Genomic DNA, 25,492 nt, shown 5'->3' on the forward strand with positions numbered 1-25,492 from the left:
ACAACAAATTCTTTTTTGGCTCGAAGTTGTTCTCAAAATCTTCTTAGGCAAGTATAATTTTCAAAATGAAAAATTAGCTTTTTAAGGAATGACTAATTACTAGATTAAAAAAGCAAAGAGGCTGTCCGAAAAGTTTGGACAGCCTCAATTTTTGCTGGTTCTATTCTTACCCCAATACAGGAGGAGTATATGAATATTTGATTCTCAGAAGGTGTATCTGACTTTTAGGTCACTTCCTTTTGCTTTTTTAATCTTCTATAATAAATTTTGTATTGCTATTATCTAATTTAAGAAAATAAACTCCTTTTGGTAGACTTTTCAAATTAACTGTATTCCCATTCTCGAATGGTTTTTCAATTGTTTGAACATTTTGTCCAGCAGAATTAATAATTAATGCAATTTTAAATTTTTTCAAATCTTTTTCGCCAGTTACTCTTAAAACATTTCCTCTAACTGGATTTGGCACAATGGTTAGATTTTTAGATATTGAAACATCATCTACAGCCATAAAAGCTCCCCAAATCAGCGCAACAAATTCAGGGCGGTCTATATATGGATTCCTATTTCCCTGATATGTGAAAGCTGCATTATTTCGTGCTATTTCAAAAGCTGAGACTGGATCTCCATCATTCCACGCAAGTAATTGTTTGAGTTCCCAAGTTTGAAGACCTGGAAATGCCGAAGAGCCTAAAATGTTTCCACTGCTGAAACCAGAAAGTTGTGTTTCATATCTTGTTACAAAATATAAAATCATTCTTGCAATATCTCCCTTAAATTCATCTATTGGTTCAAAAACAGTACCTGCGTAGCCCGCGGAAGCCGAACTTCCTAATTTTGAACCATTTAATGAAGTAAAGGAAACCGTTCCTACTTTTCCAAATGGGTAATTTGATCGCATTCCGTTTACCTTGCCATCAGTTGGTGTCACAAAATGGACATCTGATCTCATTGGTAAGTTTTGGTTAAATAAGCTTTGTGGTACTACATGCTCCCTATTATAACAATCGCCTTCACTGCTGTAATTACCACACTGGTTAGAACCGTGGTTATAGTTGTATGGATCTGATCCAAGTGGATTTTCTGAATACATATCCATTACAGTTCCGTCGTTTTCATAAAAATAATCTCGGTCTGTAGTTTGAAATGCATTTAATAATCCTGCATACCCTTTGTCTTGGTGCCCATTGGTAATTATTGTTTTAAGTTTTGATTTTAGGGTTGCTCCAGAAAGACCTGCTGTTCCGTCATAATAATTCGTTGGTGCTTGTGCAGAGATTGTACAAAATACAAAGCCCGTCAAAAGATTTAGTAATAATTTTTTCATGCTAATGTTAAAAAATAAAAGGTTTATAAAAGTTGTTTGAATGAATTTTTGTTTGGAAAATATTGTTTGGAGAATATTGTTTGGAGAATACTTAATTTTTATTCAGAAAATGATACATTGTATTTTAATTATTTAGAGTGTGTTTGATGGTTAGATGGTCTGGGATGAATTTTTGTATACTTAATACTAAATTTATAAGTCTGATGTATTATTAGCAAAAGAAAAAAAAGGGCACAACAGATTAGATAAAAGATATCCTTGGATGAAACCCTATGTTTACTATTACGTATTGCTTTTCTTTTTAATGTCCTTTTAAAACTCATTACATTACTTTTAAAAGGACAATTGATAGTTTAGCCCCATTATATTCGTTTTATCAAATTTTTGATAAAATGGCGAAATCATAGAAGCAGACTTACCCTTGCTGATGTTAAACAAAGAATTGATTTTGGGATATAACCAATAAGCTATTTCTGTTGACAATATCCCAACTCCAGCGCCTGCAAATACATCAGTTACCCAATGTTTGTTATTAATTACCCGGTATACACTTGTAAAAACCGCAAATGAATATCCCGATATTCCAAGCCAGTAATTGGTGTCCTTATATTCACGGAATAAAAAGTGGGCAGTCGAAAAGGCAACAGCAGCATGTCCCGAAGGAAACGACATATTATTGGATTTATCAGGTCGTTCTTCTCCGATTAATTTCTTACTTGGAAGTACAATAGCCGCTGTCAAAGCCTGGCTGGTTGCAAAAATAATTGTTCTTTCTTTAAAATTATGTTTACCCTTCATTCCTGCTATATTCAAGGCATACACCATTGCAGCAGGGACGTACTGTGTATAATTATCCAGCTTTGAATTGGACAAATTATGTTCATTCACTTCTCCCCTAACATCACGATCTATTTCTTTCATCTCAGGAACAACAAAACTGATGGCACCGACTGTAATCAAGCTTGCCGGGATAATTAATTTCTTGTAACTTAATTGATGATGTTTCAGATCAGATACTTCTAAAGAATCATAGTAATCTAGAGTATTTAACTTCAGACTGTCTTGTGCTGAGGCTAAACAACAAATCTGCATCAATATTATGAGCATATATTTTTTGAAAAAATTTGTCATGGGAATATGCATTTTGATTTAATTCAGTGGTTATTTTCGAACATAGTTATTGATGTTCCGATATAAAACCGGAATAAAAACAATAGAATTATATTGATTTAAAGATTAGTTAGATATTGGAGGTTGCTTTAAAAACTTCATTTTATTTATTGAATTGCAATGTTTAAAAAAATCTGAAAAGTAATTATTCAAATTTCATTTTCTGAATTCTTACGGCATTCAGAATAGCAATAAGTGAAACTCCTACATCAGCAAAAACAGCTTCCCACATGGTTGCTAAACCACCAGCTCCAAGAATAAGCACAATTGCTTTCACTACAAATGCTAGGATGATATTCTGCCAAACAATCTTTTTTGTTTTTTTACCGATATTGATTGCCATGGGAATTTTTGAAGGTTTATCATCCTGAATTACGACATCGGCTGTTTCAATAGTCGCATCACTTCCTAATCCACCCATAGCAATTCCTACGTCACTCAATGCAACCACTGGTGCATCATTTACCCCGTCACCAACAAATGCGACGCTCTCTTTTCTTGCTTTAATCTCTTTAACTTTATTGACTTTGTCTTCTGGAAGTAAATCACCAAAAGCATTATCAATTCCTATCTCGTCCGCAACATATTTAACCACACTACTTTTATCCCCACTGAGCATAGTCACCTTAACATTAAGATTATGAAGTTTTTTGATTGTAATCCCTGCATCTTCTTTTATACTGTCTGCAATAGTAATAAGGCCAGCAAATTTTCCTTCATATGCTATTGCGATGATAGTATAAATAATTGTGGAAGGGTCAATATCATATTTAATATTGAATTTATCCATTAGCTTAAAATTACCCACCAGCAAATCTTTTCCGTTCACAGTCGCTTTAAGACCGTGACCTGCAATTTCTTCAGTATTATCAAGATTGATAGAATTATCAATTTCTCCAACATACTCATGAATAGCGGTTGCGACAGGATGCGTTGACTTACTCTCCAGCGTATTTACAAGTTTAAGAATTTCATCCTGGTCAAAACCTGGTTCAATTTTAACTTCCTGAACTTTAAAAACACCTTCAGTCATTGTTCCGGTTTTGTCCATTACAACGTTTTGTATCTCAGCAATTTTATCGAGAAAATTACTTCCTTTAAATAAAATCCCATTTCTGCTTGCGGCACCAATCCCTCCGAAATATCCTAAAGGAATCGATATTACCAATGCACAAGGGCATGAGATCACTAAAAATACCAGCGCACGATACAACCAATCTCTAAATACATAATCATCAACAATGAAATATGGTACAACGCAGATTAAAATTGCCAATAAGACGACTATAGGTGTATATATACGAGCAAATTTTCTGATAAAAAGTTCTGTAGGGGCTTTTTGTGATGTGGCATTCTGTACCAATTCCAAAATCTTACTTAATTTACTGTCTTCGTAAGCAGTAGTGATCTTTACTTGTGCGACGCTCGTCAGATTGATCATTCCTGCTAAAACTGACTCCCCTTTGCTTTTCGTATCTGGTTTACTTTCGCCTGTTAAAGCAGCGGTGTTGAAGGATGCCGAATCACTTAGCAATTCACCGTCCAACGCTAATTTTTCACCAGGTTTCAATTGAATAATCTCTCCTATTTTAGCTTGTGCAGCTTTTATAGTTTTAGGAATATTATTCTCCAAAATTGTAACCTCATCTGGTCGCTGGTCAAGTAAAGCTTTAATATTACTCTTAGCCCTTGTAACTGCGAGAGTTTGAAAGGTCTCTCCTACAGCATAGAACAACATTACAGCAACACCTTCAGGATATTCTGCGATAACAAATGCGCCGACAGTAGCAATGGTCATCAGTAAAAATTCCGAAAAAACATCACCTTTTACGATACTTTCAATAGCTTCTTTTATAACAGGAAGGCCAACAGGAGCATAAGCAGCCACATACCATATTGTCCTAATCCATCCATCAAACCATTCAATTTTAACGTAATTATCAAATACAATTCCCGTTAATAGAAGCACAAGTGATATTACTGATGGTAAAAACATTTGAAAAATAGTTTTATCCGTGCTTCCGTGGTCGTGTCCGTCTTCATCGCTATGATCATGATCATGCCCGTCGTTCGCTGTATGTTTCGATTTTTTCAGGAGATTATCAGCCTTTTTATCAATCTTTTCCTCTTGTGCAGAGCAGCAGAGCTGTTTGCCCTCTGCGTCATACTTGTGAATGTGTTCCATAATATTTTGATTAAATGTTTACATTTTTAAATCTTAAAGTAAGCTAAACGTTGTTTCCTTCATCATGATTACTTTTGTTTGAAATATTACTTTTTATTATCTTTCTAAACCATGTGAATTTATTAAGAGATAATAATATGTAAATTAAAACGGTAGAAAATATGGCCAGTACATACATATTGAGAGCAACTGCAGAGCCGACTGCAGCCGTAGCCCATAAGGCAGATGACGTTGTTAGCCCCATAAGACCGTTGCCTTTATCCTTAAAGCTCAAACCTGCGCCGATAAAGCCGAGTCCCGTTGCTATCGCAGCGAGCATTCGTGCAATAGCAGATTTATCATCTGTAAGGTGAGATGCAATTGCAACAAACAGACACGAAGCCAAGGTAATTGCACCAAAAGTTCTGATTCCCGCATCTTTATGGGATGTTTCCCTCTCAAAACCTATAATACAACCTAATACTATTGACAAAAAGAGTTTAGCTGCAATAATTAACTCAAAGCGGAGATCCATATTCATATCAATTATTTTTTTTGATTCTGCTTCAAACCATTATTTTTATAAAGGTAATAGGCTGTTTGATAATTCGCAATTGCCCTTCTTACTATTTCCGGCTTAGGTAATACAGCAATCTGATCGTTTTTTCCTTGTATATATTTAAAAGTCTCAACTTTTTGTTGGGGTGAAAGGATGACGAGATCATCATTCTCCATATAGGCAAGTTTTTGGTAAGTCCCAACAAATATTCTGGGAATATAGTTGTCGCTAAGTACATTTTTTCCATACAGATTGCTTGTATATTTCCATCCTAAAAAGTTAAATAAAGTAGGATACAAATCAATTTGAGAACACATTTTATCGATTTTCAAAGACTGCTTGTCTTGAAGATTTACAATCATCGCGGGAATATGGTATTTTGATATATCAATTTCATTTTTCCCAGCGCTGCTGGCACAGTGGTCTGCAACAATAACAATAACAGTATTTTTATACCATGGCTTATTTTTTATCTTTTTCAGAAATGCTCCTATTGCATAATCTGTATATTTAACTGCTCCTTCTCTTCCTGAACCAGAGGGAATATCAATTTTTCCATCCGGATAGGTGAACGGTCGGTGATTTGACGTAGTCATAACAAAGTCGTAGAAGGGTTTGCCACTTTTATATTGCTGATCTGATTTTCTGATTACCTCATTGTAAAGATCCTCGTCACATATACCCCATGCGTTTTCGAAAGTAATATTTCTATCATCGATTGAAGTTCTTGGCGCAAGATAGTTTTCCTTTGCAAATGCATTTCTGTTTCTATCAATAATGTTATATCCGTTATTCCCAAAATACTTGTTCATATTATCAAAATATCCGTCCCCTCCATAAAAAAAACTTGTATCATAACCCTGCTGACTGAAAATTGATCCTATTGTTGTCAGCTGGTCATTATTTTTTCGTCTGACGATACTATTACCTGGTGTAGGGGGTATTGCAAGAGAAAGAGCTTCCATTCCTCGAACCGTTCTCGTACCTGTAGCATACATATTTGTAAATAAAACACTTTCTTTTGCAAGCGAATCCAATACCGGAGTTATACCCTGATTATTTCCAAAAGTTTTCATGAAATCTGCACTGAAACTTTCCATTGTAATCATAATTACATTAGGTCTTTGTACAGTTGCTGTGGTGGGTTTAATTTTTCTTTCGATTGAGAAACTGTTCTGCAGAAATATAGAACTGCTGTCTTTCAAATCATTTTTAATAATCTTAAAAGCATCCTTATTATCCATAAGTTGATAAAAATGATCGTAATTAATTTCATTATTATTATAAGCAGAAAAGAATGAATAGATTCCTGATTTTGACAATTCATTTTGATAGCGGTTGGTACTCAAATCCGCAAAATTGTTTTCGACTAAGAAAGCATAAACAAGAGTTGCTACAAAAATTCCAACCGTTATTTTCAGCCTTGACAAAAATCTGGTAGTGCCTTTGAAAGTATCAAAAAAATATTTTTTTCGGATACAGAAAAAAATTACAAAAAATGTGAGAATTATCATCACTGCAATTAATATTGGCAGGGGATAAGACTCATTGATATTATTAATTACTTCGTAAGTGTAAATAAGATAGTCTACAGCGATAAAATTAAACCGGCTTTCAAATTCCTGCCAAAAAGTTATTTCAGCAAAAAAGGAAAAAAACAGAATCAATACAACAAGAGAAAAAGAAAAGTAGGTAATGATTTTATTTAATCTAGAATCTACCAATCGTTGGGGCAAAATCAACAAATAAAGGCTATATGGAAATATGAAAAACAAACCTACCCCTATGTCATATATAAGTCCTAATAAAAATACTCTAATAAAAGCTACTGCAGAAAACTCAGCCTTAGGAAATGAGGACAATACAAATCCCAGCCTTAGTAAAAAAGACATTATGATAAATAATAGAAAAAATCTGGTAAGCAATGCATAGCTGCTCTTAAAAAGACTTTTAGGTTTCATACCGAGAATAGATTTATTTTAAAGTTAAATGTGGATAGCGATCCCATGAACCGCCAAGGAAGCTTCCTGAAGTGATTGATAATACGTGGGCCAGAGCCAATAATTATGACATCAAATCTGTTTTCCATATTCCAATATTTTTGATTATTAATATTGTAAATCTTTAAAGATGTGCTTCGCCTTCTTTGTGTCCTTCTGTTTCAATTTGAAAAGTAGTATGTGAAATTTTAAAATCAGTAGTAGCTTTTTCTGTAAGTGTTTTTAGTAGAATATTCATATCCTCACTACGCTCAGCAATGACATGTGAGCTCATTGCATTAAATCCTGAAGTAAGAGACCAAACATGCAGGTCATGTATTTTTTTGACTCCATTTATGGATTCAAGGGATTTCCGTAAATCTTCTATGTTAACATCATTTGGTGTACCTTCTAAGAGAACATTTATAGCCTCCTTCAACAGTTTCCAAGTCCTTGGAAATATTAAAAGACCTATTGCAGCAGAAATTAATGGATCAGCATAATACCAACCTGTTGTTAACATTATTATTCCTGCAATCATTACTCCTATCGATGTTAATCCATCGGAAAGAACTTCAAAATAAGCGCCCTTCATATTTAGACTCTCGGAAGAATCTTTACGGATAATTATGATCCCTATGATATTTACCACTAAACCAATCCCAGCTACAATCAACATAGGAGTACTTTGTACCTCTGGAGGATTATTAAATCTCTGATATGCTTCAAACAAAACATATATAGAAATACCTAATAAAACAACCGCATTAATAACGGCAGCCAATATTTCTGTTCTATAGTAACCAAAAGTTTTCTGAGAAGTTGCTTTTCTTTCACCTATCTTGATAGCAACGAATGCTAAAAATAGCCCTACCACATCTGTCAACATGTGTGCTGCGTCAGCTAACAACGCGAGACTCTTTGTTGTAATACCTCCTATTACCTCTGCAATCATATATGTGCCACTTAAGCACAGTACAATCAATAGATTTTTTTTGTGCTTTGATGAGGCTGAAAGATTTTTATTATCGTTATTCATAATTTCTAGATGTTATCTTATATCCAAACTACATTTCAAAATAGGAATCATTCTCTTTTTTAGCGGGAATATTTTTCTCACCAATCATTTGAAGTAGGTTGATTTCAATCGTCTGAGCCAAAGCTGTCATTGGTGTATCAACAGGAGTATTCTCAAAAGGATCCTGCATGATAATAGCTGTTTTCTCTATCGTAATAAATATAATAGGGACAATAATAGTAGTGACTATTTCGACAGTCAACTGAGAATCTTCCAAACCAAAAGGCAATAAAAAAGCAAAAACATAAATCAATGTATGCAGCAGGATACTGTAAGCTCTTGGAAATACTGTATTTTTCAATCGCTCGCATTTTCCCATGCTGTCGCATAATCTCATAAGAACCTCATTTAACTGAACTTCTTTAAAATCAGAAATATGACCTTCCGCAGCAATTTTTCTAATCTGTTCGGAATGCTTATCCAAAATTGCATTAGGAATATTTGTTCCTGTAATGTTATGGGACTGCAGATAATTCTTCACTTTATCTGAAAATACCTGTTTTCTCAATGCTTCACCCAAGGCATACACCCACACAATCTGTCTTTCTGCAACTAGCCTGCTCTCCTCGGGTAGTTCAGGAACAAACTGTCTTACTAATCTTATAAAAGATCTTGAATCATTGACGATAGCGCCCCATACGGTTCTTGCCTCCCACCATCTTTCATATGACTGTGCTGTTCTGAATGCCAGAAGTAATGACACTGCCGTTCCCAGCAATGCGGGGATACTTAATGGAATAGATATTTTTTTAAATAGAGATATATCATCCAAAAAACCTATAAAAAAAGCAAAAAATACAATCAATATGATCTGGTACTTAATCTGACGGACAAAATATCCTATCGAAATTCTTTTGTTGAGTAACATCGCTTTTTTGTATTTGATATTTATATTTTTTCTACTTGTTAATTTCTAGGGAGAACCCTTTATTTCTTTTTATTATTTTCAAAACAACATATAACAGCATAGTCACTATGCAACCTATAATAAAAACATTATTGAAATGAAGATGGTTATTCATAACTTCTGCCGAAATATCAAATACAGTAAAAATCAGAAAGATGGCAAAAAGTCCGTTTTTTTCTTTAAGCAAAACTTTTCTGATACTGAACCTCAGCTGATTACTTTTGAACAATGAAAAATTAGGTATAAACGGAGGTACTCTTTCAGTCCACCTGATATAATAATCCCCAAATTTTCTTTCAAGAAATTGCTCCTCAGCAAATATGATTCTTTCATAATAGATCCAATAAAAAAGGACGAATGAAACTATAAACCATATGCTTTCAGTCAACAGAGCTAAACCAAGCCACATAAAGAAATTTCCGAGATACAGTGGATTTCTGACAATACTGTAAATTCCTGTCGTATTTAATTCATCAGCTACCTGACCCGCTTTTGTGTTTCTGCCTGATGTATTTTTTGGAGTAAAGCCAACTGTGTAAATCCTTATGCTTAATCCGAAAATACTTATAAGGAGGCAAAACAATTCATAATAAACATTACATTCAGAGATACTTCTGTTCCAATTGGTCTCAATAAAAACTGCTAAACCAATGAAAAGAATGATGAGCGGTAAAAAACTTCTGTATCTGAATAGCCAGTTACCTTGTTTTTCAAGTTCTTGTTTTAAGGCCATAATCATTAAATTTTAAATAAGAGTGAAACACCTTAAGGTTAATTTCACTCTTTTAGTTTACTAATGTCCGTGATCTCCGGCATTTGATAATTTAGCATTCACGAAAAAAGCTCCTTTCACTACAATTTTTGAATCTTTTGGTATTTCAACGACAGGAGTAATAGCAGTATATCCCATTTCAGATGAGCCTTTGGCTACTTCCACTTTCTCAAAATTCATTTTCTTTCCCTGCTCCTTTGCATGATTACCAGCTTCCTGTTCATTTTTGTGACCGTGTTCAGCTTCTCCTTCATCATGTCCATGTCCATGATCATCATCTGCCTTCTCTAGAGCTTCATGCTCCTCAGCTTTTTTGTCTGTCTGTACAAATACATAGAACTTACCGTCAGCCTCTACAATTGCCTCATCGGGAACTGCAGGCGTTGTCGCACTCTCAAGATTAATTACACCTGTGATATTCATTCCGTCGATCAACCCCACTTTATTTCCTGTAACATTGGCATGAACAGAAATGGTCTTGCTTTCATTTTCAAAAGAAGAACCGATACTGTAAACCGTTGCATTATAAAATATTTCAGGATTATTGGTTAATTTAAACTGTACTTTCTGACCTACTTTCATTTTAGGTAAGTCTCTTTCAAATACCTGAAGATCCAAGTGAATTGAACTGTTATCTATCATTTCCAAAACCGGTGATGAAACATCTACATAACTTCCTATTTGTGCATTGATATTACTAATTACACCACTGATAGGAGCAGTAATAACCAATCCTGAACGGAGATTTCCATTGTTGACTCTTCCTGGGCTTATGCCCATCAGCTGAAGTTGTCTCTGTAAAGATGCTCTTTGTGTTCTCAGACTCTTCAGTTCGGCATCAGAACTCTGTAGATTCTTTTTGGCTCCTGCATCATTGTCAAATAGCTCTTTCTGCCTTCTGAATTCCTGCTCTGCAAAAGATATTCGACTGTTTACGGTTAAATATTGCTCCTGCAGCTGAATGTATTCTGGATTACTGATGCTTGCCAACACCTGCCCTTTTCTTACATAATCACCAATCTGAAAATTAATGGTCTTAATAACACCTCCATATAAAGAGGTCACTGTAGCTTTTTTATCATTAGGAACCCTCAACAATCCGTTGGCTTTTATGGTTGACGTTAGGTCTTTCATTTCAACTTGTCCCAGTAAGACTCCTACAGATTTCATTTGTTCTTCTGTAAGTTCAGCAATAGTTTTCGGTCCTTCTTCGTGAGCACCCTCTTCAGCTTGTTCTGTTTTGGGTTTTTCTGTTGTTGCTTCCGCTGTATCTTTCTTTCCGCAACTAACAGCAAAAAGTGAAATTAAAGCTAGAGATACAATACTATATTTGATTTTCATCTTTATAAATTTATTTGTCAGATGAAGTACCTGTAATACTGATTAATTAATAGCATTACAGGCATTTCATTTTATTGATTGATTATTGAATTAATGATAATGACAGATTCATTGACCTGCTGAATGGATTGCAGATATTTCAACTGAATATTGGTAGAAGTCTGCAAAGCAAAAAGATATTCCACATATGATATTTCCCCTGTTTTATATCCCAACTGCCCTGCTTTTGTAATCTTCTCAGCATTTGGAATAGCCTGATTGACATAGTAATCATACTGTTTTATATTTTGCTGATATTGGTTCAAAGCATTTTCAAGCTGTGCTTCCAATTGTTTTTGCTGAAACTTCGCATTGGACTCCGCCATTTGCTTTTGATAATCCAGTGAACGAATTCTCGCCTTGGTTGCACCAAAAGTTAATGGAATAGAAACTCCAATTGTTGCAGAATGAAATCTGTTTCCACCGTTAAAATATTGATCCATTCCATTTACAGTCTGAAAACCAATCAGTGACTGATTTGTATAACCTATTGTGAAATCCGGTAAACCTAGGGACTTTTCAACCTTTTTGTTTTTCTCAGCAATCTCCATATCCTGATAAAAAGCCCTTACCGTAGGATGTCTTGCAACAACAGTACTGTCCAGAACATAATCCGCTTTCAGAGGATGATAATTCTCATCATATAATATGGTAAAATCCTCAGAAGTATTTAAAAGTGCCTTTAGGTTTTTGTAAGCATTAATCAAATACACCCAATTTTGTTTGAGTAACAGATTAATTTCTCCTTTCTGCGTTTCAGCGGTATTAATTTCAATTTTTTTAACATCTCCCGCTTTAAACCTAACTGTTGCAATTCTAATAAAATCGGTATATAAGCTGTCCAGGTTTTGAAGTTTTGTCTGATTGTACTGCAAGTACTCAATCTGATAATAATATGTTCTAACCTGTTTAGCGAGTTCATTTGCAGACACCTCTTTACTTATTTGTTTACCTTTCACCTGCTCGTTAATAAGGTCTTTTTTGGCTTTAAATAAGCTGGGAAATGGAATTGTCTGAGAAATGGAAAACATTTGATCAAACTTTTTCGAGTTATACTGTCCCAATTGCATATCTGCATTCATTTTAGGAAGTTCTTTGGCGGTAGGCAATAATGCTTCCGTGGCCTTAATATCCAGATCTTTTGACTTCATCAGGTTATTGTTGGTTAGCGCCATCTTGGTAGCCTCCTCAAGACTCAACGGATTACCCTGCTGTGCTTTAAAAGTCTGACCTAAAAATAAGAATCCTAATATCACAAGTGTTGCAACTGATTTATTACCTATTTTCTTTATGTTGATTTTTGTATTAAAAATAATATAAAGCATAGGCAATACAAATAATGTCAGGAATGTAGCTGTTACCAAACCTCCAATAACAACTGTTGCCAGTGGTTTCTGAACTTCTGCTCCTGCTCCCGTAGAAATTGCCATTGGCAAAAATCCTAATGAAGCCACCGTCGCTGTCATCAAAACGGGTCTCAACCTCGTTTTGGTACCTACCAATACGCGCTTTAGAATATCGGTTTCGCCTTCTTTTTCCAGTTGGTTGAAAGTGCCTATCAAAACAATTCCGTTCAAAACCGCAACTCCAAATAAAGCAATAAATCCAATTCCTGCACTGATACTGAATGGCATATCTCTTAATATTAAAGCGAAAACACCACCAATAGCACTCATTGGAATGGCTGTAAAAATTAGCGCAGCCTGTTTAAAAGAGTGAAATGTAAAATATAAAAGCATAAAGATCAGTAGCAACGACACAGGAACAGCAATCATCAACCTTGCGCTCGCCGCCTTTAGATTTTCAAACTGACCACCATAGGTGAAATAATATCCCGACGGAAGTTTAACCTGTTGATCCAGCTTTTTCTGAATATCTTCCACAACGCTTTCAACATCTCTGCCTTTGACATTGAAACCGATAACAATTCTTCTTTTTCCTGCCTCACGACTGATTTGTGCGGGACCTAATTTATAACTGACATTTGCCACCTGTGAAAGAGGAACCTGCACTCCGGAATTGGTGGAGATCATCAGGTTATTTACATCATCGATATTAGTTCTGTTCAGACTGTCTAAACGGACAACAAGATCGAATCTTCTTTCATTTTCGAAAACCTGTCCTGCTGCCTGTCCCGCAAATGCAGTACTTACAGCACTGTTGACATCCTGAATATTCAGTCCATAATTGGCCATTCTTGTTCTGTCGTATTCTACATTAATCTGCGGCAGTCCACTAACACGTTCTATTTGTGGGGAAGTTGCTCCCTGAACCGATTGAATAACTTTTGCTGTTTTATCTGCATAAATTGCCAATGAATCTAAATTCTCACCAAATATCTTCACCGCAACGTCCTGTCTGATACCGGTCATTAGTTCATTAAAACGCATTTGGATTGGCTGGTTTTTTTCAAAGAAAACTCCTGGAATGGTCTCCAGTTTTTCAGAAATTTCGTCGGCTAATTGTTCATAAGATTTCTTGGTTTTCCACTCATCCTGTGGTTTTAGTACGACAATCATATCCGTGGCTTCCGGCGGCATAGGATCAGTAGGGACTTCTGCAGCTCCTGTTTTTCCGACAACCATTTTTACCTCATCGAATTGCTTGATAATTCTTGAAGCCTGCATAGAAGTTTCTATACTTTGACTTAAAGAACTTCCTTGTGGTAAAATACAGTGAAAAGCAAAATCTCCTTCTTGTAACTGAGGAATAAATTCTCCTCCCATTCTACCAAAAATCAAAACTGCAATGGCAAATATGGCAATTGTCACTCCTACAAGCCAATATTTAATTTTCAGGGCTTTTTCCAGAAGTGGCTGATAGATTTTTTGGAGTCTGTTCATCATCTTATCTGAGAAAGTCTCTTTATGAGATGGCTTTTTTGACAAGATTAAGGCGCTCATCATAGGAATATAAGTCAGTGACAAAATAAAAGCTCCTAGAATTGCAAATCCTACTGTCTTAGCCATTGGTGTGAACATTTTACCTTCAACACCCACTAAAGTTAGAATCGGAATATAAACGATTAAAATAATGATCTCTCCGAATGCAGCACTGCTTCTAATCTTTGACGCAGAAAGGAAAACCTCTTCATCCATTTCATTTTGAGTCATTACCTTCATACTTTTTCTCATTCCAAGATGATGAAGGGTGGCTTCGACAATAATCACTGCACCATCTACAATCAAACCAAAATCAATAGCTCCTAAACTCATCAGGTTGGCGCTTACCCCAAAAACATTCATCATTCCTAAAGCAAATAGCAATGAAAGGGGAATTGCTGAAGCTACAATCAAACCAGCTCTTAAATTTCCAAGGAAAATAACCAAGACAAAGATTACGATCAATGCTCCTTCAATCAGGTTTTTTTCTACAGTACTGATTGCTCTTCCTACCAGATCTGTTCTGTCCAAAAATGGCTCAATCACAACATCTGCCGGAAGCGATTTCTGAATGGTAGGAATTTTTTCTTTAACTCTTTGAACGACTTCATTACTATTGGCGCCTTTCAGCATCATAATTACACCTCCCACTGCATCTACTTCGCCATTATAAGTCAAAGCTCCATAACGGACTGCGTGGCCTAAGCCAACATTGGCTACATCTTTAATGAAAATCGGAACACTACCCGTTTCATTTTTGACAGCTATATTTTTTACATCTTCAATCGAAGTAACGATTCCGATTCCACGAATAAAATAGGCATTCGGCTTTTTATCAATATAAGCACCTCCGGTGTTTTGATTGTTTTTCTCTAAAGCAGTAAATATATCTGTAATACTTACTCCCATTGCTTTTAGACGGTTTGGATTTACTGCAACTTCATACTGTTTCAACTCTCCTCCAAAGCTGTTAATTTCCGCAACACCAGGAGTTCCGTTAAGCTGTCTGCGGACAATCCAGTCCTGCATTGTTCTTAGCTCCTTACTGCTGTATTTTTTCTCACTGCCTTTTTTAGGGTGAAGAATATATTGATAGACTTCGCCCAAACCTGTACTTACAGGAGCCATTTCAGGTGTTCCCACACCTTTCGGAATTTCTTCGGCAGCTCTTTTTAATTGTTCGCTGATTAACTGACGGGCAAAATAAACGTCTACATCTTCTTTGAAAACAACGGTAATAACTGATAGCCCAAACCTTGAAATACTTCTTGTTTCTTCAATATTTGGGACATTGGCAATACTTTGCTCGATTGGAAAAGTAACGAGTTGCTCCACTTCCTGTCCTGCAAGCGTCGGGCAAACTGTAATAATCTGTACCTGATTGTTGGTGATGTCCGGTACGGCATCAATAGGTAATTTTGTGGCGCTCCAAGCACCCCAAATGACTAACATCAAAGTCATCAAGCCTATGATGATTTTATTTTTGATGCTAAATCTTATGATATTATCTAACATTGGATTTAAATTTTATTGAATGTCGAGCTCATTTCATCAAAAAAAAAGGATGAATTATGAACGACAAAGATGAGCGGAAACACGATGCAATGATATTGCAAAGTTTCCACGACAAAATGATGAAAGACACACGTCTTACATTAAATCAATAAAAATTAAATTTTAGGGGGTTGCCAAATCTGGTCATACACCAAATGAGCAAAATCATTTTTTTGAAAATGAATTTTTTTTGAGAAATATTCGGTTACCTTTTGTGATAAAGGCATTAAAGGCTCTATTTTAGAAGATGCTACTGTTATCTGACAACAGTTACAGGTACATAATGGAGAACAAATATCTCCTTTGTCTTTAGAATGAGAATCTTCAGAATTGCTAATAGTACTGTAAGAATCTTTAGAATTATTTGGAGACTGCGCATGGATATCACTACAAGGCACTACGGCAAGCACCATGAAATAAATAATTAAAAAGAACTTAACTAATCTCACTTTACAAATATAAATATATTTTTCAAAGTTTAACTAAATATTCTAAAAACTTTTAAAATAAAAATTCTTGAAAAACAAAAACTTATTATTAATAAACTTTTTAAATTTCGCAACTATTAACAAACGACAATCAAATGTAGATTTTTCATCTGTTTTATTTTTGACTAATGATACTGTGAAGCTGTCTGTCTACTATATCAACAAACTAAAATGAATGGTGAAACTTTGATAAGATCTGCCATTTCATTTTTTTATCGATATTTTTATTCCAACTCATCTTTTTCTTCTAAAACTGCAAAACACAAAGTTCTGATTGGTATTAAAAGGTGTTCTGTGGTCTACGGTAAAGCATTCTATTTTATTTAAATGTTCCTTAAAGCGACTTTCCAATGAACTTTCAGAATACTGTTTGATTTCAATACCACTACATTTTATCGGACCTTGTTCTGAAAAGCTCCCGATTACCAAAATTCCTGTTGGTTTAATGTTCTGTTTAACCGTATCGATGTAGCTTTCAATTTCATTATCCTCTGTCAAAAAATGAAAAGCAGCCCTGTCGTGCCAAAAATCATATTGTTCTGTGGGTTTAAATGTACCGGCATCTTCAACTATCCATTTTACACGGTTTGACTTTTCGCCAAGTCGTTGCTTAGCTTTACTAAGTGCTGTCTCTGATATGTCTAAAACTGTAATGTCCTGATAACCCAAGTCAAGCAAGTGATCAACAAAAAAACTATCTCCTCCGCCAATATCAATTATTTTGGCCGTTTTTGATACATTGAATTCTTTAATAAATGCTAATGACGTTTCGGGTGTAGGCTGATACCAGCTTACTTCTTCCAAAGCTTTGGTATTGTATATTTTTTTCCCAATGATTTTTTCTATCAGATAATGACATATCTCTTTAATTTTTTGTACTATTCAAATTTAACTCATTTTTTTTTTACTATATCTCACGTTTAACCACAAACTTACCTTTACCAATAGTATCAAGACGGGAACTTCTACCAACGGTCCAATAACTCCCACAAATGCTTGTGGGGAATGGATACCGAAAATAGATATTGCTACTGCTATAGCCAATTCAAAATTGTTTCCTGTGGCTGTAAATGCGATGGATGCGTTTTTGTCGTAAGGAACTTTTAAGGCTTTATTGATAAAGAAACTAACGAAAAACATTAGTATAAAATAGATAATTAGTGGTATGGCTACTTTTATTACATCCATTGGTAACTCTAATATTTTATCGCCTTTCAAGCTGAACATTAAAACAATAGTAAACAGTAAAGCATATAATGTAATGGGCGATATTTTGGGTACAAATTTCCTGTTATACCATTCTATCCCTTTTGATTTTACTAATGCATAACGGCTTATAAAACCTGCTAAGAATGGAATGCCTAAATATATCAATACGCTTGTTGTAACATCTTTCATTGATACACTTACATTGAAATTTGTCAATCCTAATTTACTCGGTAACACGTTGATGAATAGCCAAACTAAAAAATTGTAACTTATTATCTGAAAGATACTGTTTAATGCAACTAACATAGCTGTATATTCCCTGCTTGCCTTAGCTAAGTCGCTCCATACGATTACCATTGCGATACATCTTGCCAAACCTATCAGTATCAAGCCTGTCATATAATCGGGTTCATTGTGTAAAAACAAAACCGCTAATCCGAACATCAATACTGTACCGATAACCCAATTGAGCAATAATGATATCCCTATTACTTTTTTATCCTTAAATGCTTGGGGCAATAATGAATAATCCACTTTTGCCAATGGCGGGTACATCATCAGTATTAAACCTATTGCCAACGGAATATTTGTAGTGCCTGCGGATAGGGTATCTGTAATTTTTGAGATACCCGGAAAGAAATGTCCCAATCCTATACCTACCGCCATTGCAAGGAATATCCATAAGGTAAGGTAACGGTCAAGAAATTTTAGTTTTGGTTGCATAGCGTTGCTAATTTGTAAGTTCTTTATATTGGTTTGCTGTCAATAAGTTTTCTAATTCTGTAAGGTCTTTGATTTCAATTTTTATCAACCAACCATCTTTATAAGGGTTGTCATTGATTAGTGTAGGTACTTTCAATAGTATGTCGTTCGTTTCAATGATTTTACCCGATACAGGCATAAATAAATCGCTGACCGTTTTAACCGCTTCAACAGAGCCGAATACTTCATCCTGCTGAAAATTATATCCAACATTCGATAAGTCTGCATACACAATTTCGCCCAATTCACTTTGTGCAAATTCTGTGATGCCTATTGTACCTATGTTATCCTGTACGCTTATCCACGTATGTTCTTTTGAATATTTTAAATCGTTTGGAAATTCCATTTTTCTGATTTTTTAGATTAATAACCTCTCCTTAAATTTTCTGCGTATTCGTTTGGTAATGGGCTTTCTTCAATTGCTTTTGCTGCTTTTTCAATATCATAATCAAAGCGTATAAATTCTACTTTGATACTGTCTTTATCCAATACTGAACTATCTTCATTGATTGTAAGCATTACATAACCACCTCTCACATCGCTGTCTTTTGGTTTACCTACTGAACCTATATTTATGGCGTGTCTAAAATGATTTTGTCCGTCAATACCGGAGTTTAAAATACGGTGGTATGGCTTGTGTGTATGCCCAAAACACATAACGTCTGCATCAGCTTGTTCCATTATCCTAAGCATACTTTTTTCTTCCCTATCCTCAAATAAGTATTCGTTTATTTTTCTTGGACTTCCGTGTACTAATAATAAATTGAGCTTATCTTCATTCAATTGAAATTCTACTTTGATATGTACAGGAAGTGTACGCAAATAGGCTCTTTCTTCATCTTTCATAATAGAGTTGGTAAATGAAATAGAGATTTTCCCATTATCTTTTTCCCCGTCTGTTTTGTACGCACATCCACAATCGTTGCTCATACGCCCGATGCCAAAATCATAATTTCCTGCAATGGTTGGTATTTTCCTTTTACGGATTTCGTTTACAACTTCATTTGCCCAAATATTATAACCTACCAAATCGCCTAAGCAATAAATACTGTCGGGGTTTCTTTTTTCTACATCTTCAAAGAATGCTTCTAAGGCAGGTAGATTGGCGTGAATGTCGCTGAATAATGCAATTTTCATTTTTATTGATTTTTATGTTTTGAATTTTGTTTTACTTATTAAGATATTAACAACAACCACCTCCTGGCGTACAAGCGTTTGAATTGTTTACAGATAATTCAGTCAAATTTTTCTTTTGTTTCTCTGAAGGAATGCCACAAGCATCCTGAGCCAAACACGCAGTCGTTTTATTTTTTAGTACAAATGTTTTCCCGTTAAACTCCAAATCGTACTTGCCAATTGTTCCGCTTTGATATTCTACTTCTATCTCAGCATCTTCCATTCCCAATTTTTCTTCAGATAACTTGATGATGTTTAATAGTTTGGTCGGCTTTAATCTATGCTCGTAATCATCTGCATTCCATAATTGAAAGTTGACCACTTTTTCATTTCTGATTGTTCCACCACAATCGATGAAATTCTTTGTAATTACACCCACTTCTGTAACGTGAAAGTGTTCTGGTACAAATATTCCGTTCTCTAATTGAAATTCAACATTATCTAATGTTGGTAAGATTTCTTTGATGTCTGATAGTTTCATAAATCTTCTATTTTATTATGATATTTTTCTATACTTTGGAATTCTATTTTTGATATACAAATTTAATCGATACATAATATTGCAATATAACGATATTAAGGAATGTAAAAAAATGCCTTTAACAGCATTGATTTACTTTTACTTCCTGTTCAAAGAATTGATTGAAATACTCTTGTATCTCTTTCCATTTCTTTTCTTCTATACAATAACAAACTGATTTTCCATCTATTGTACCCTGTATAATACCCATATATTTCAACTCTTTTAAATGCTGCGAGATTGTCGCTTGCGCCAAACCTAATTTATCCACCAAATCATTGCAAATGCAGGATTTTTGATTGATAATATATTGAAGTATAGCTACCCTTGCAGGATGTCCAAAAACTTTAAACAAAGAAGCTAATTTATTTTGTTCATCTGAAAACATATCTGATTTTGTAAGCCCCATACTTAATTATTTAATATCGCAATATTACGATATTAAATTTGAAATACAAAAAGATTTAATAGCTTTTTACAAATTATATTTAAAAAAGGTATCAGGATATAACTTCTATTTTTTATAAAATTATATTTTGAACTTGTTACCATCTTTGAGACAAAATCATACACATTATTAATAATTTTCTAAAATTTTTTCTTTACAACTTTTAAAGACAATCTTCTCGCATAAATCCAGTGATAAATGAATGTGAAGCTCTCATTCCTTTTGTTTCTAATTATTAGACACTAAGAAGGATGCTATATCTCTCACAACTTTACTTATAAATACAGGATATCTCTGGAAAAAAATGTTTTTCTTTCTGATCATTAAGCTGGATTTCTTTTTCAATAAAAAATACTCCGCTAACCTCACACAACTCCCTACAGGAAAAATATTAGGATGTTTTTTGCTAAATTCAAATCTTACGATCTCTCTTGGAAATCGAAAGATATATAAATAAAAAATATATGAAGATTATTAACAAAAGATGACTAGCAGCTTTTTTAGGATGTCGAACTTAAGTTTTGTCTTCTTCAAGACATTTTTGAAATCTTAACAGACAAATTTCAATATCTTTTTAAAAAAACTGTATCATTACTTTACAAGGCATATCAACTTCGAATATAGATCCTCTATACAACTATCTTTGTCTGATAATTTAATTATCTCAGAAATCTTTTTACATTCTTTTGTCAAGATATTTTTGTTTAAGTAACATCATGTCCTCACTAACTTTGCTATCTAATATCTTCGCATAATGCTGCGTAGTTTTAATACTTTTATGACCTAGCATTTTACTTACACTTTCAATAGAGACCCCGTTAGATAAAGTAACGGTTGTTGCAAAAGTGTGGCGTGCAATATGGTAAGTTAATTCCTTATTGATACCGCACAGATCTGCAATTTCTTTCAAATAGGCATTCATCTTTTGATTACTAAGAATAGGCAGAAGTTTTCCACTATTAAGGCAAGCCGGATGATTTTTGTATTTTTTAATAATTTTCTCTGTTTGAGAAAGTATGGGAATATTAGAAGTAGTTTTAGTTTTCTGACGTTTGGTATAAATCCATTGAGAGCCATCAAGACCTAAATTGATATTTTGATATGTTAGTTTTTGGGTATCAATGTACGCCAGTCCGGTGAAACAGCTGAACAGAAAAATATCTCTAACCAAAGACAATCTCTCATTTGTAAAATCTTTGGTAAAAAGCACTTCAATTTCCTGTTCATTAAGAAACATTCTCGTCACTTCATTAAACTTAGAATGATAGTTCATAAAAGGGTCTCGCTCTATCCATCCATTCGCAAGACAAATACGAACAATCTTACCAAAATTCTTAATATACTTAACAGCAGAATTATTGTTGCAGGATCTCTCGGTTCTTAAAAAAAATTCAAAATCATTTAGAAAAGCATAATCAATCTTTTTAATTTCAATGTCGGTAATACTATATTTCCATTTCAAGAAATCTTTTGTATGTTTGAGACATGTTTTATAACGTGTCAATGTTCCTTGTGCAAATTCTTTTTCAATCAGTTTCTCCATTCGATCATTATGATCCTGAAAAATAGGAATGAGCATTCTGGTCAATTTACCTTTACCAACTAACTTATTTTTAAGAGTCTCACAAGTTACTGTTTCCTTATCTCTGATTAATTCGTGATAGGCATCATAAACTTTCTGCTCAAAAGTTTTCAAATAAAAATTAAGTGATCTAAATTCTTCAGAAGAGCCACTAACCTTCTGCATTGCAGAATTCCATTTTGAAGCCTTTACTGTACGTTTTGTGCTTATCTCGGATATCTTGCCATCAATTGTAATTCGTAAGTAAATAGGAGACTCTCCTAAAGAATTGATTTTAGCTTTTTTTACATAGAAAAGTAAATTGAATGTCTTGTTCATTTCGTAAAGGGTTTGAGATTTAAAATTAATCTTAGCAAAAACTTATCACAAGATATTCAGTTCCTGAACTAGCTACTGAACCGGGTTTGTTGAATTTTCAGTGACCTTTTTAAACCTATTTTAACAGGTCACTGAATAGGTCACTTTCAAATTGTGCTTTTTTAACTTTCTTTGAATAGACATAAAACGAAAAAAGCTTTAAAACATATGTTTTAAAGCTTTTTGCACTACTTTGATATTGTAGTTGCGATCCGGACGGGACTCGAACCCGCGACCTCCGCCGTGACAGGGCGGCATTCTAACCAGCTGAACTACCGGATCAATTTTTTTAAAAGTAATTGAAAAAACTTTATGCGATCCGGACGGGACTCGAACCCGCGACCTCCGCCGTGACAGGGCGGCATTCTAACCAGCTGAACTACCGGATCATTTTTTTTGTGAAAGAACGTCGTTTCTTTTTCGTGGTTGCAAAATTACACCTTTTTTTATTACCTGCAAATTATTTTCAAAAAAAATGCCTCCCAATCGTGGAAGGCATTCATTATCAAACTTATTTTTTTATAAGTGAGCGCTTAATTTTTCAGCGATTACCTCTTTTGGAGCTACACCTACTAATTTATCTACTACTTCTCCGTTCTTAAAAATAAGAACTGTAGGAATATTTCTGATACCATACTGCATTGAAATCTCCTGGTTGTTGTCTACATCTACTTTTCCTACTACTGCCTTTCCTTCAAAATCTGATGCTACTTCTTCGATGATTGGTCCTAACGTTCTGCAAGGTCCGCACCATACTGCCCAGAAGTCTACTAATACCGGTTTATCTGATTTTAAAACCGTATCCTGGAATGAGCTGTCTGTAATTTCTAAAGCCATTTTTTGTTTCTTTTATTTTAATTAATATTATTTTCTCTTTTTAACTATTGAGTGTTCAAAATTACGATTTTTACATCATAAGACTATCTATGCTCAACATTAGTTTTTTCTATAGTAAAATCCTTAGAGATTTCTTTTAACGCATCTACCAACGCATCAATATCTGCCTTAGTCGTCATATGACTGAAAGAAATACGTAATGGCGTACAATGATCCATTTCGTCCTCAGAAAGCACCATCATCATTACCATAGAAGGCTTGGATGCTCCGGAAGAACATGCGCTTCCCTGAGAAATTGCAATTCCCTTCATATCCAGCTGAAGTCCGATTAACGAGTTTTTATAAGGCAATAAAGCACTTAAAACCGTATAAAGGCTATTTTCCTTTTCGGCACTCCTTCCGTTGAATTTTACACCTTCAATTTCCGCAGAAAGCCTTTCAATAGCATAATTTTTAATATCCTGCATATGGTTGGTATATTCATCCATATGATTCAAAGAAATTTCTAATGCTTTTCCAAGTCCTACGATACCACTAACATTCTCTGTTCCGGCTCTCAGACTTCTTTCTTGAGGTCCTCCCGTAATAATTCCTTTTAAACCAGTTGCTTTTCTGATGAAGGCAAAACCAGAACCTTTCGGTCCATGAAATTTATGAGCACTGCACGAAGCGAAATCCACCGGAATATCCGATAAATCAAGATTCATATGTGCCATTGTCTGCACTGTATCTGAATGAAATAGTGCTTTGTGTTCCTTGCAAAGTTCTGCCACTTTTTTAAGATCAATAATGTTTCCGATCTCGTTATTAGCATGCATTAAACTTACTAAAGTCTTTTTATCTGAAGCTTTTAATAATTCTTCTAATTTATTAAGATCAATATCTCCTTTTTCATTCGGACGGATGTAGTTTACTTCTACTCCTTTTCTGCTTTTCATATCCAAAATACTTTCGGAAACACATTTATGTTCCAAAGGAGAGCTTATGATCCTTTCCACTCCAAGATGTTCCACTGAGGATTTGATGATCATATTGTTTGATTCTGTACCACAGGAAGTGAAAATGATTTCAGCAGGAGTTACATGAAGATAGTCTGCAACCTGTCTTCTTACATTTTCAATAAGGATTTTGGCTTCCTGTCCAAAGCTGTGAGTTGAAGACGGGTTTCCGAAGTTCATCTTCATCGTGCCAACCATTGCATCTATTACTTCATCTGCAAGCGGAGTGGTTGCGGCATTATCTAAATATATTTTATCCATTATTATTTTGAATATTTTAATTGTACGGAGGTAAACTGGTAATTTGCCGGAACAGCAAAGATAAACCAAGGACTTGAAAGTACCTGAATTTCCATTCCGCCGGAATTTGATTCCTTATTCGGAACTTCTACAAAAAGGACATTATCCTTTACAGATACATTTTTAATTTCATTGATTGCATGACTTCCTGATCTGAAACTTCCCAGATTGTACAAAATGACTTTCTTGTCTTTTGGAAATTTCGGGTAATTATCTGCCGGATTTTTTCCTTCTTCTACAAGCTGAAAACCACTATTAGCAACGGCAAGGTATTCTTTCTCATCTTTAATGATTCTAAAACCATTTTCATTTGCTCCTCCCTGATTTTGAGAGACAAGAAGTTCTACAGTTTTCTGCATATCCGATGGTTTTTGAGATGATGTACTTGCACAGCTCATTAAGATTGCTGTACATGCAATTAACAGGCTTTTCATTTTCTACAATTTTATCACCCAAAATTAGTGAAAAAATTGATAATGTCCTTCATTTGCCCATCTCAACATTGGCTTATCTCCGGAAGTATCACCAAAAGCAATAATTTTATCGTATTTAGAATTGTTGATTTCTTCTTTTATTCGCACCAATTTCTCTTTTCCGTTGCAGTTTTTTCCAATAAAGTTTCCTGTAAAAACTCCGTTTTTAAACTCTGCCCGCGTAGAAACAAGCTGCATGTTCAGTTCCTTAGCAAATGGTTTTACCCAGATATCCAATGAAGCGGTCACTAATAAGCTCTGTGTATTATTCCTATCGATATTTTGAATAAAGTCCAACGCATTTTCTCTTACAATTCTTGGATAATGAAGTTCAAAGAATTGTCTGGATTTGGTTTCTATTTTCTCTTGAGTCTGCCCTTTTAATATAGAACCGATAAAGCTTTTCTTTACTTTTTCTGCTTCTGCCAGCTTTAGTTTCAAAAGAATAAAAAGTGGCACATGCTTTAAAAATTGTACCCGATATTTCGTAGAATCGTAGAATTTAAGATACATAAACATTGTATCCTTATACGTCAGGGTTCCGTCAAAATCAAAACAATACAATTTTTTCAT

At 34.5% G+C, this 25,492-nt stretch carries 23 protein-coding genes and 2 tRNA genes; 1 reads left to right on the forward strand and 24 read right to left on the reverse strand.

Translation table 11 applies throughout. From position 1 onward, the window contains the following. Positions 1-247 precede the first annotated feature (247 nt). From BW983_RS21515 to BW983_RS21535, 5 genes are all read right to left on the reverse strand, one after another. Positions 248-1,324, reverse strand: coding sequence for an endonuclease (locus tag BW983_RS21515; protein WP_072996599.1), 1,077 nt, complete (start codon positions 1,322-1,324; stop codon positions 248-250). A 333-nt stretch (positions 1,325-1,657) separates the two neighbouring features. Beyond that, on the reverse strand, positions 1,658-2,431 hold the full coding sequence (locus tag BW983_RS21520; protein ID WP_228409061.1) for a phosphatase PAP2 family protein: 774 nt from the start codon (positions 2,429-2,431) through the stop codon (positions 1,658-1,660). A 208-nt stretch (positions 2,432-2,639) separates the two neighbouring features. Continuing rightward, complete coding sequence (locus BW983_RS21525; protein ID WP_072996601.1) at positions 2,640-4,679, reverse strand: heavy metal translocating P-type ATPase; 2,040 nt, start codon at positions 4,677-4,679, stop codon at positions 2,640-2,642. A 43-nt stretch (positions 4,680-4,722) separates the two neighbouring features. After that, positions 4,723-5,199 (reverse strand): MgtC/SapB family protein, encoded by a 477-nt coding sequence (locus BW983_RS21530; protein WP_084081246.1) that lies wholly within the window; start codon positions 5,197-5,199, stop codon positions 4,723-4,725. 5 nt (positions 5,200-5,204) lie between these two features. Next, positions 5,205-6,566, reverse strand: a complete 1,362-nt coding sequence (locus tag BW983_RS21535) for an LTA synthase family protein (RefSeq protein WP_228409062.1) — start codon at positions 6,564-6,566, stop codon at positions 5,205-5,207. A 436-nt stretch (positions 6,567-7,002) separates the two neighbouring features. On the opposite strand from BW983_RS21535, the gene BW983_RS24420 reads away from it, so the two are divergent. Further along, positions 7,003-7,149, forward strand: a complete 147-nt coding sequence (locus tag BW983_RS24420) for a hypothetical protein (protein ID WP_228409063.1) — start codon at positions 7,003-7,005, stop codon at positions 7,147-7,149. Positions 7,150-7,341: 192 nt separating this feature from the next. Here BW983_RS24420 and BW983_RS21540 read toward each other — a convergent pair whose 3' ends face one another. The 19 genes from BW983_RS21540 to BW983_RS21630 all read right to left on the reverse strand — a co-directional run bounded on the left by BW983_RS21540 (position 7,342) and on the right by BW983_RS21630 (position 25,492). Further along, positions 7,342-8,235, reverse strand: coding sequence for a cation diffusion facilitator family transporter (locus tag BW983_RS21540; protein WP_072996603.1), 894 nt, complete (start codon positions 8,233-8,235; stop codon positions 7,342-7,344). Positions 8,236-8,263: 28 nt separating this feature from the next. Continuing rightward, positions 8,264-9,142, reverse strand: a complete 879-nt coding sequence (locus BW983_RS21545) for a bestrophin family protein (RefSeq protein ID WP_072996604.1) — start codon at positions 9,140-9,142, stop codon at positions 8,264-8,266. Positions 9,143-9,173: 31 nt separating this feature from the next. Next, entirely contained in the window at positions 9,174-9,914 is a 741-nt protein-coding gene (locus BW983_RS21550) for a methyltransferase family protein (protein ID WP_072996605.1), read from the reverse strand. Between the two features lie 60 nt (positions 9,915-9,974). After that, a complete protein-coding gene (locus tag BW983_RS21555; protein ID WP_072996606.1) occupies positions 9,975-11,294 on the reverse strand; it encodes an efflux RND transporter periplasmic adaptor subunit in 1,320 nt (439 codons plus the stop codon). A 71-nt stretch (positions 11,295-11,365) separates the two neighbouring features. Beyond that, positions 11,366-15,730, reverse strand: coding sequence for a CusA/CzcA family heavy metal efflux RND transporter (locus BW983_RS21560; RefSeq protein WP_072996607.1), 4,365 nt, complete (start codon positions 15,728-15,730; stop codon positions 11,366-11,368). A 155-nt stretch (positions 15,731-15,885) separates the two neighbouring features. Further along, the gene (locus BW983_RS21565; RefSeq protein WP_228409064.1) at positions 15,886-16,218 is read right to left on the reverse strand and encodes a DUF6660 family protein; all 333 of its coding nucleotides are present in this window, start codon (positions 16,216-16,218) and stop codon (positions 15,886-15,888) included. A gap of 273 nt (positions 16,219-16,491) precedes the next feature. Beyond that, positions 16,492-17,061, reverse strand: coding sequence for a class I SAM-dependent methyltransferase (locus BW983_RS21570; protein ID WP_425551480.1), 570 nt, complete (start codon positions 17,059-17,061; stop codon positions 16,492-16,494). An 84-nt stretch (positions 17,062-17,145) separates the two neighbouring features. Then, the gene (gene arsB / locus BW983_RS21575) at positions 17,146-18,189 is read right to left on the reverse strand and encodes an ACR3 family arsenite efflux transporter (protein WP_076553851.1); all 1,044 of its coding nucleotides are present in this window, start codon (positions 18,187-18,189) and stop codon (positions 17,146-17,148) included. A 7-nt stretch (positions 18,190-18,196) separates the two neighbouring features. After that, entirely contained in the window at positions 18,197-18,574 is a 378-nt protein-coding gene (gene gcvH / locus BW983_RS21580; protein ID WP_076553852.1) for a glycine cleavage system protein GcvH, read from the reverse strand. Between the two features lie 17 nt (positions 18,575-18,591). Next, the gene (locus BW983_RS21585) at positions 18,592-19,365 is read right to left on the reverse strand and encodes a metallophosphoesterase family protein (RefSeq protein ID WP_076553853.1); all 774 of its coding nucleotides are present in this window, start codon (positions 19,363-19,365) and stop codon (positions 18,592-18,594) included. A 46-nt stretch (positions 19,366-19,411) separates the two neighbouring features. Beyond that, the gene (locus BW983_RS21590) at positions 19,412-19,885 is read right to left on the reverse strand and encodes a DUF6428 family protein (RefSeq protein WP_002981233.1); all 474 of its coding nucleotides are present in this window, start codon (positions 19,883-19,885) and stop codon (positions 19,412-19,414) included. A 118-nt stretch (positions 19,886-20,003) separates the two neighbouring features. Continuing rightward, positions 20,004-20,333 (reverse strand): ArsR/SmtB family transcription factor, encoded by a 330-nt coding sequence (locus BW983_RS21595; RefSeq protein WP_002981234.1) that lies wholly within the window; start codon positions 20,331-20,333, stop codon positions 20,004-20,006. 715 nt (positions 20,334-21,048) lie between these two features. Then, on the reverse strand, positions 21,049-22,272 hold the full coding sequence (locus BW983_RS21600; RefSeq protein ID WP_002981237.1) for a site-specific integrase: 1,224 nt from the start codon (positions 22,270-22,272) through the stop codon (positions 21,049-21,051). Between the two features lie 247 nt (positions 22,273-22,519). Beyond that, positions 22,520-22,593: transfer RNA gene (locus BW983_RS21605), tRNA-Asp, on the reverse strand. A 33-nt stretch (positions 22,594-22,626) separates the two neighbouring features. Then, positions 22,627-22,700, reverse strand: a tRNA-Asp gene (locus BW983_RS21610). Between the two features lie 130 nt (positions 22,701-22,830). Beyond that, positions 22,831-23,148 (reverse strand): thioredoxin, encoded by a 318-nt coding sequence (trxA, locus tag BW983_RS21615; protein ID WP_027374941.1) that lies wholly within the window; start codon positions 23,146-23,148, stop codon positions 22,831-22,833. Positions 23,149-23,231: 83 nt separating this feature from the next. Continuing rightward, a complete protein-coding gene (locus BW983_RS21620; RefSeq protein WP_076553854.1) occupies positions 23,232-24,407 on the reverse strand; it encodes a cysteine desulfurase family protein in 1,176 nt (391 codons plus the stop codon). A 2-nt stretch (positions 24,408-24,409) separates the two neighbouring features. After that, a complete protein-coding gene (locus tag BW983_RS21625) occupies positions 24,410-24,880 on the reverse strand; it encodes a hypothetical protein (protein ID WP_076553855.1) in 471 nt (156 codons plus the stop codon). 24 nt (positions 24,881-24,904) lie between these two features. Next, entirely contained in the window at positions 24,905-25,492 is a 588-nt protein-coding gene (locus tag BW983_RS21630) for an HAD-IB family hydrolase (protein WP_076553856.1), read from the reverse strand.

The organism is Chryseobacterium ureilyticum, from assembly GCF_900156735.1.
GTDB lineage: Bacteria > Bacteroidota > Bacteroidia > Flavobacteriales > Weeksellaceae > Chryseobacterium > Chryseobacterium ureilyticum.

Coding starts and splice junctions, on each gene's coding strand:
- BW983_RS21515 (WP_072996599.1), bottom strand. CDS start 1,324: ATGAAAAAATTATTACTAAATCTTTTGACGGGCTTTGTATTTTGTACA.
- BW983_RS21520 (WP_228409061.1), bottom strand. CDS start 2,431: ATGCTCATAATATTGATGCAGATTTGTTGTTTAGCCTCAGCACAAGAC.
- BW983_RS21525 (WP_072996601.1), bottom strand. CDS start 4,679: ATGGAACACATTCACAAGTATGACGCAGAGGGCAAACAGCTCTGCTGC.
- BW983_RS21530 (WP_084081246.1), bottom strand. CDS start 5,199: ATGAATATGGATCTCCGCTTTGAGTTAATTATTGCAGCTAAACTCTTT.
- BW983_RS24420 (WP_228409063.1), top strand. CDS start 7,003: ATGTCATATATAAGTCCTAATAAAAATACTCTAATAAAAGCTACTGCA.
- BW983_RS21540 (WP_072996603.1), bottom strand. CDS start 8,235: ATGAATAACGATAATAAAAATCTTTCAGCCTCATCAAAGCACAAAAAA.
- BW983_RS21545 (WP_072996604.1), bottom strand. CDS start 9,142: ATGTTACTCAACAAAAGAATTTCGATAGGATATTTTGTCCGTCAGATT.
- BW983_RS21550 (WP_072996605.1), bottom strand. CDS start 9,914: ATGGCCTTAAAACAAGAACTTGAAAAACAAGGTAACTGGCTATTCAGA.
- BW983_RS21555 (WP_072996606.1), bottom strand. CDS start 11,294: ATGAAAATCAAATATAGTATTGTATCTCTAGCTTTAATTTCACTTTTT.
- BW983_RS21560 (WP_072996607.1), bottom strand. CDS start 15,730: ATGTTAGATAATATCATAAGATTTAGCATCAAAAATAAAATCATCATA.
- arsB (WP_076553851.1), bottom strand. CDS start 18,189: ATGCAACCAAAACTAAAATTTCTTGACCGTTACCTTACCTTATGGATA.
- gcvH (WP_076553852.1), bottom strand. CDS start 18,574: ATGGAATTTCCAAACGATTTAAAATATTCAAAAGAACATACGTGGATA.
- BW983_RS21585 (WP_076553853.1), bottom strand. CDS start 19,365: ATGAAAATTGCATTATTCAGCGACATTCACGCCAATCTACCTGCCTTA.
- BW983_RS21590 (WP_002981233.1), bottom strand. CDS start 19,885: ATGAAACTATCAGACATCAAAGAAATCTTACCAACATTAGATAATGTT.
- BW983_RS21595 (WP_002981234.1), bottom strand. CDS start 20,333: ATGGGGCTTACAAAATCAGATATGTTTTCAGATGAACAAAATAAATTA.
- BW983_RS21600 (WP_002981237.1), bottom strand. CDS start 22,272: ATGAACAAGACATTCAATTTACTTTTCTATGTAAAAAAAGCTAAAATC.
- trxA (WP_027374941.1), bottom strand. CDS start 23,148: ATGGCTTTAGAAATTACAGACAGCTCATTCCAGGATACGGTTTTAAAA.
- BW983_RS21620 (WP_076553854.1), bottom strand. CDS start 24,407: ATGGATAAAATATATTTAGATAATGCCGCAACCACTCCGCTTGCAGAT.
- BW983_RS21625 (WP_076553855.1), bottom strand. CDS start 24,880: ATGAAAAGCCTGTTAATTGCATGTACAGCAATCTTAATGAGCTGTGCA.
- BW983_RS21630 (WP_076553856.1), bottom strand. CDS start 25,492: ATGAAAAAATTGTATTGTTTTGATTTTGACGGAACCCTGACGTATAAG.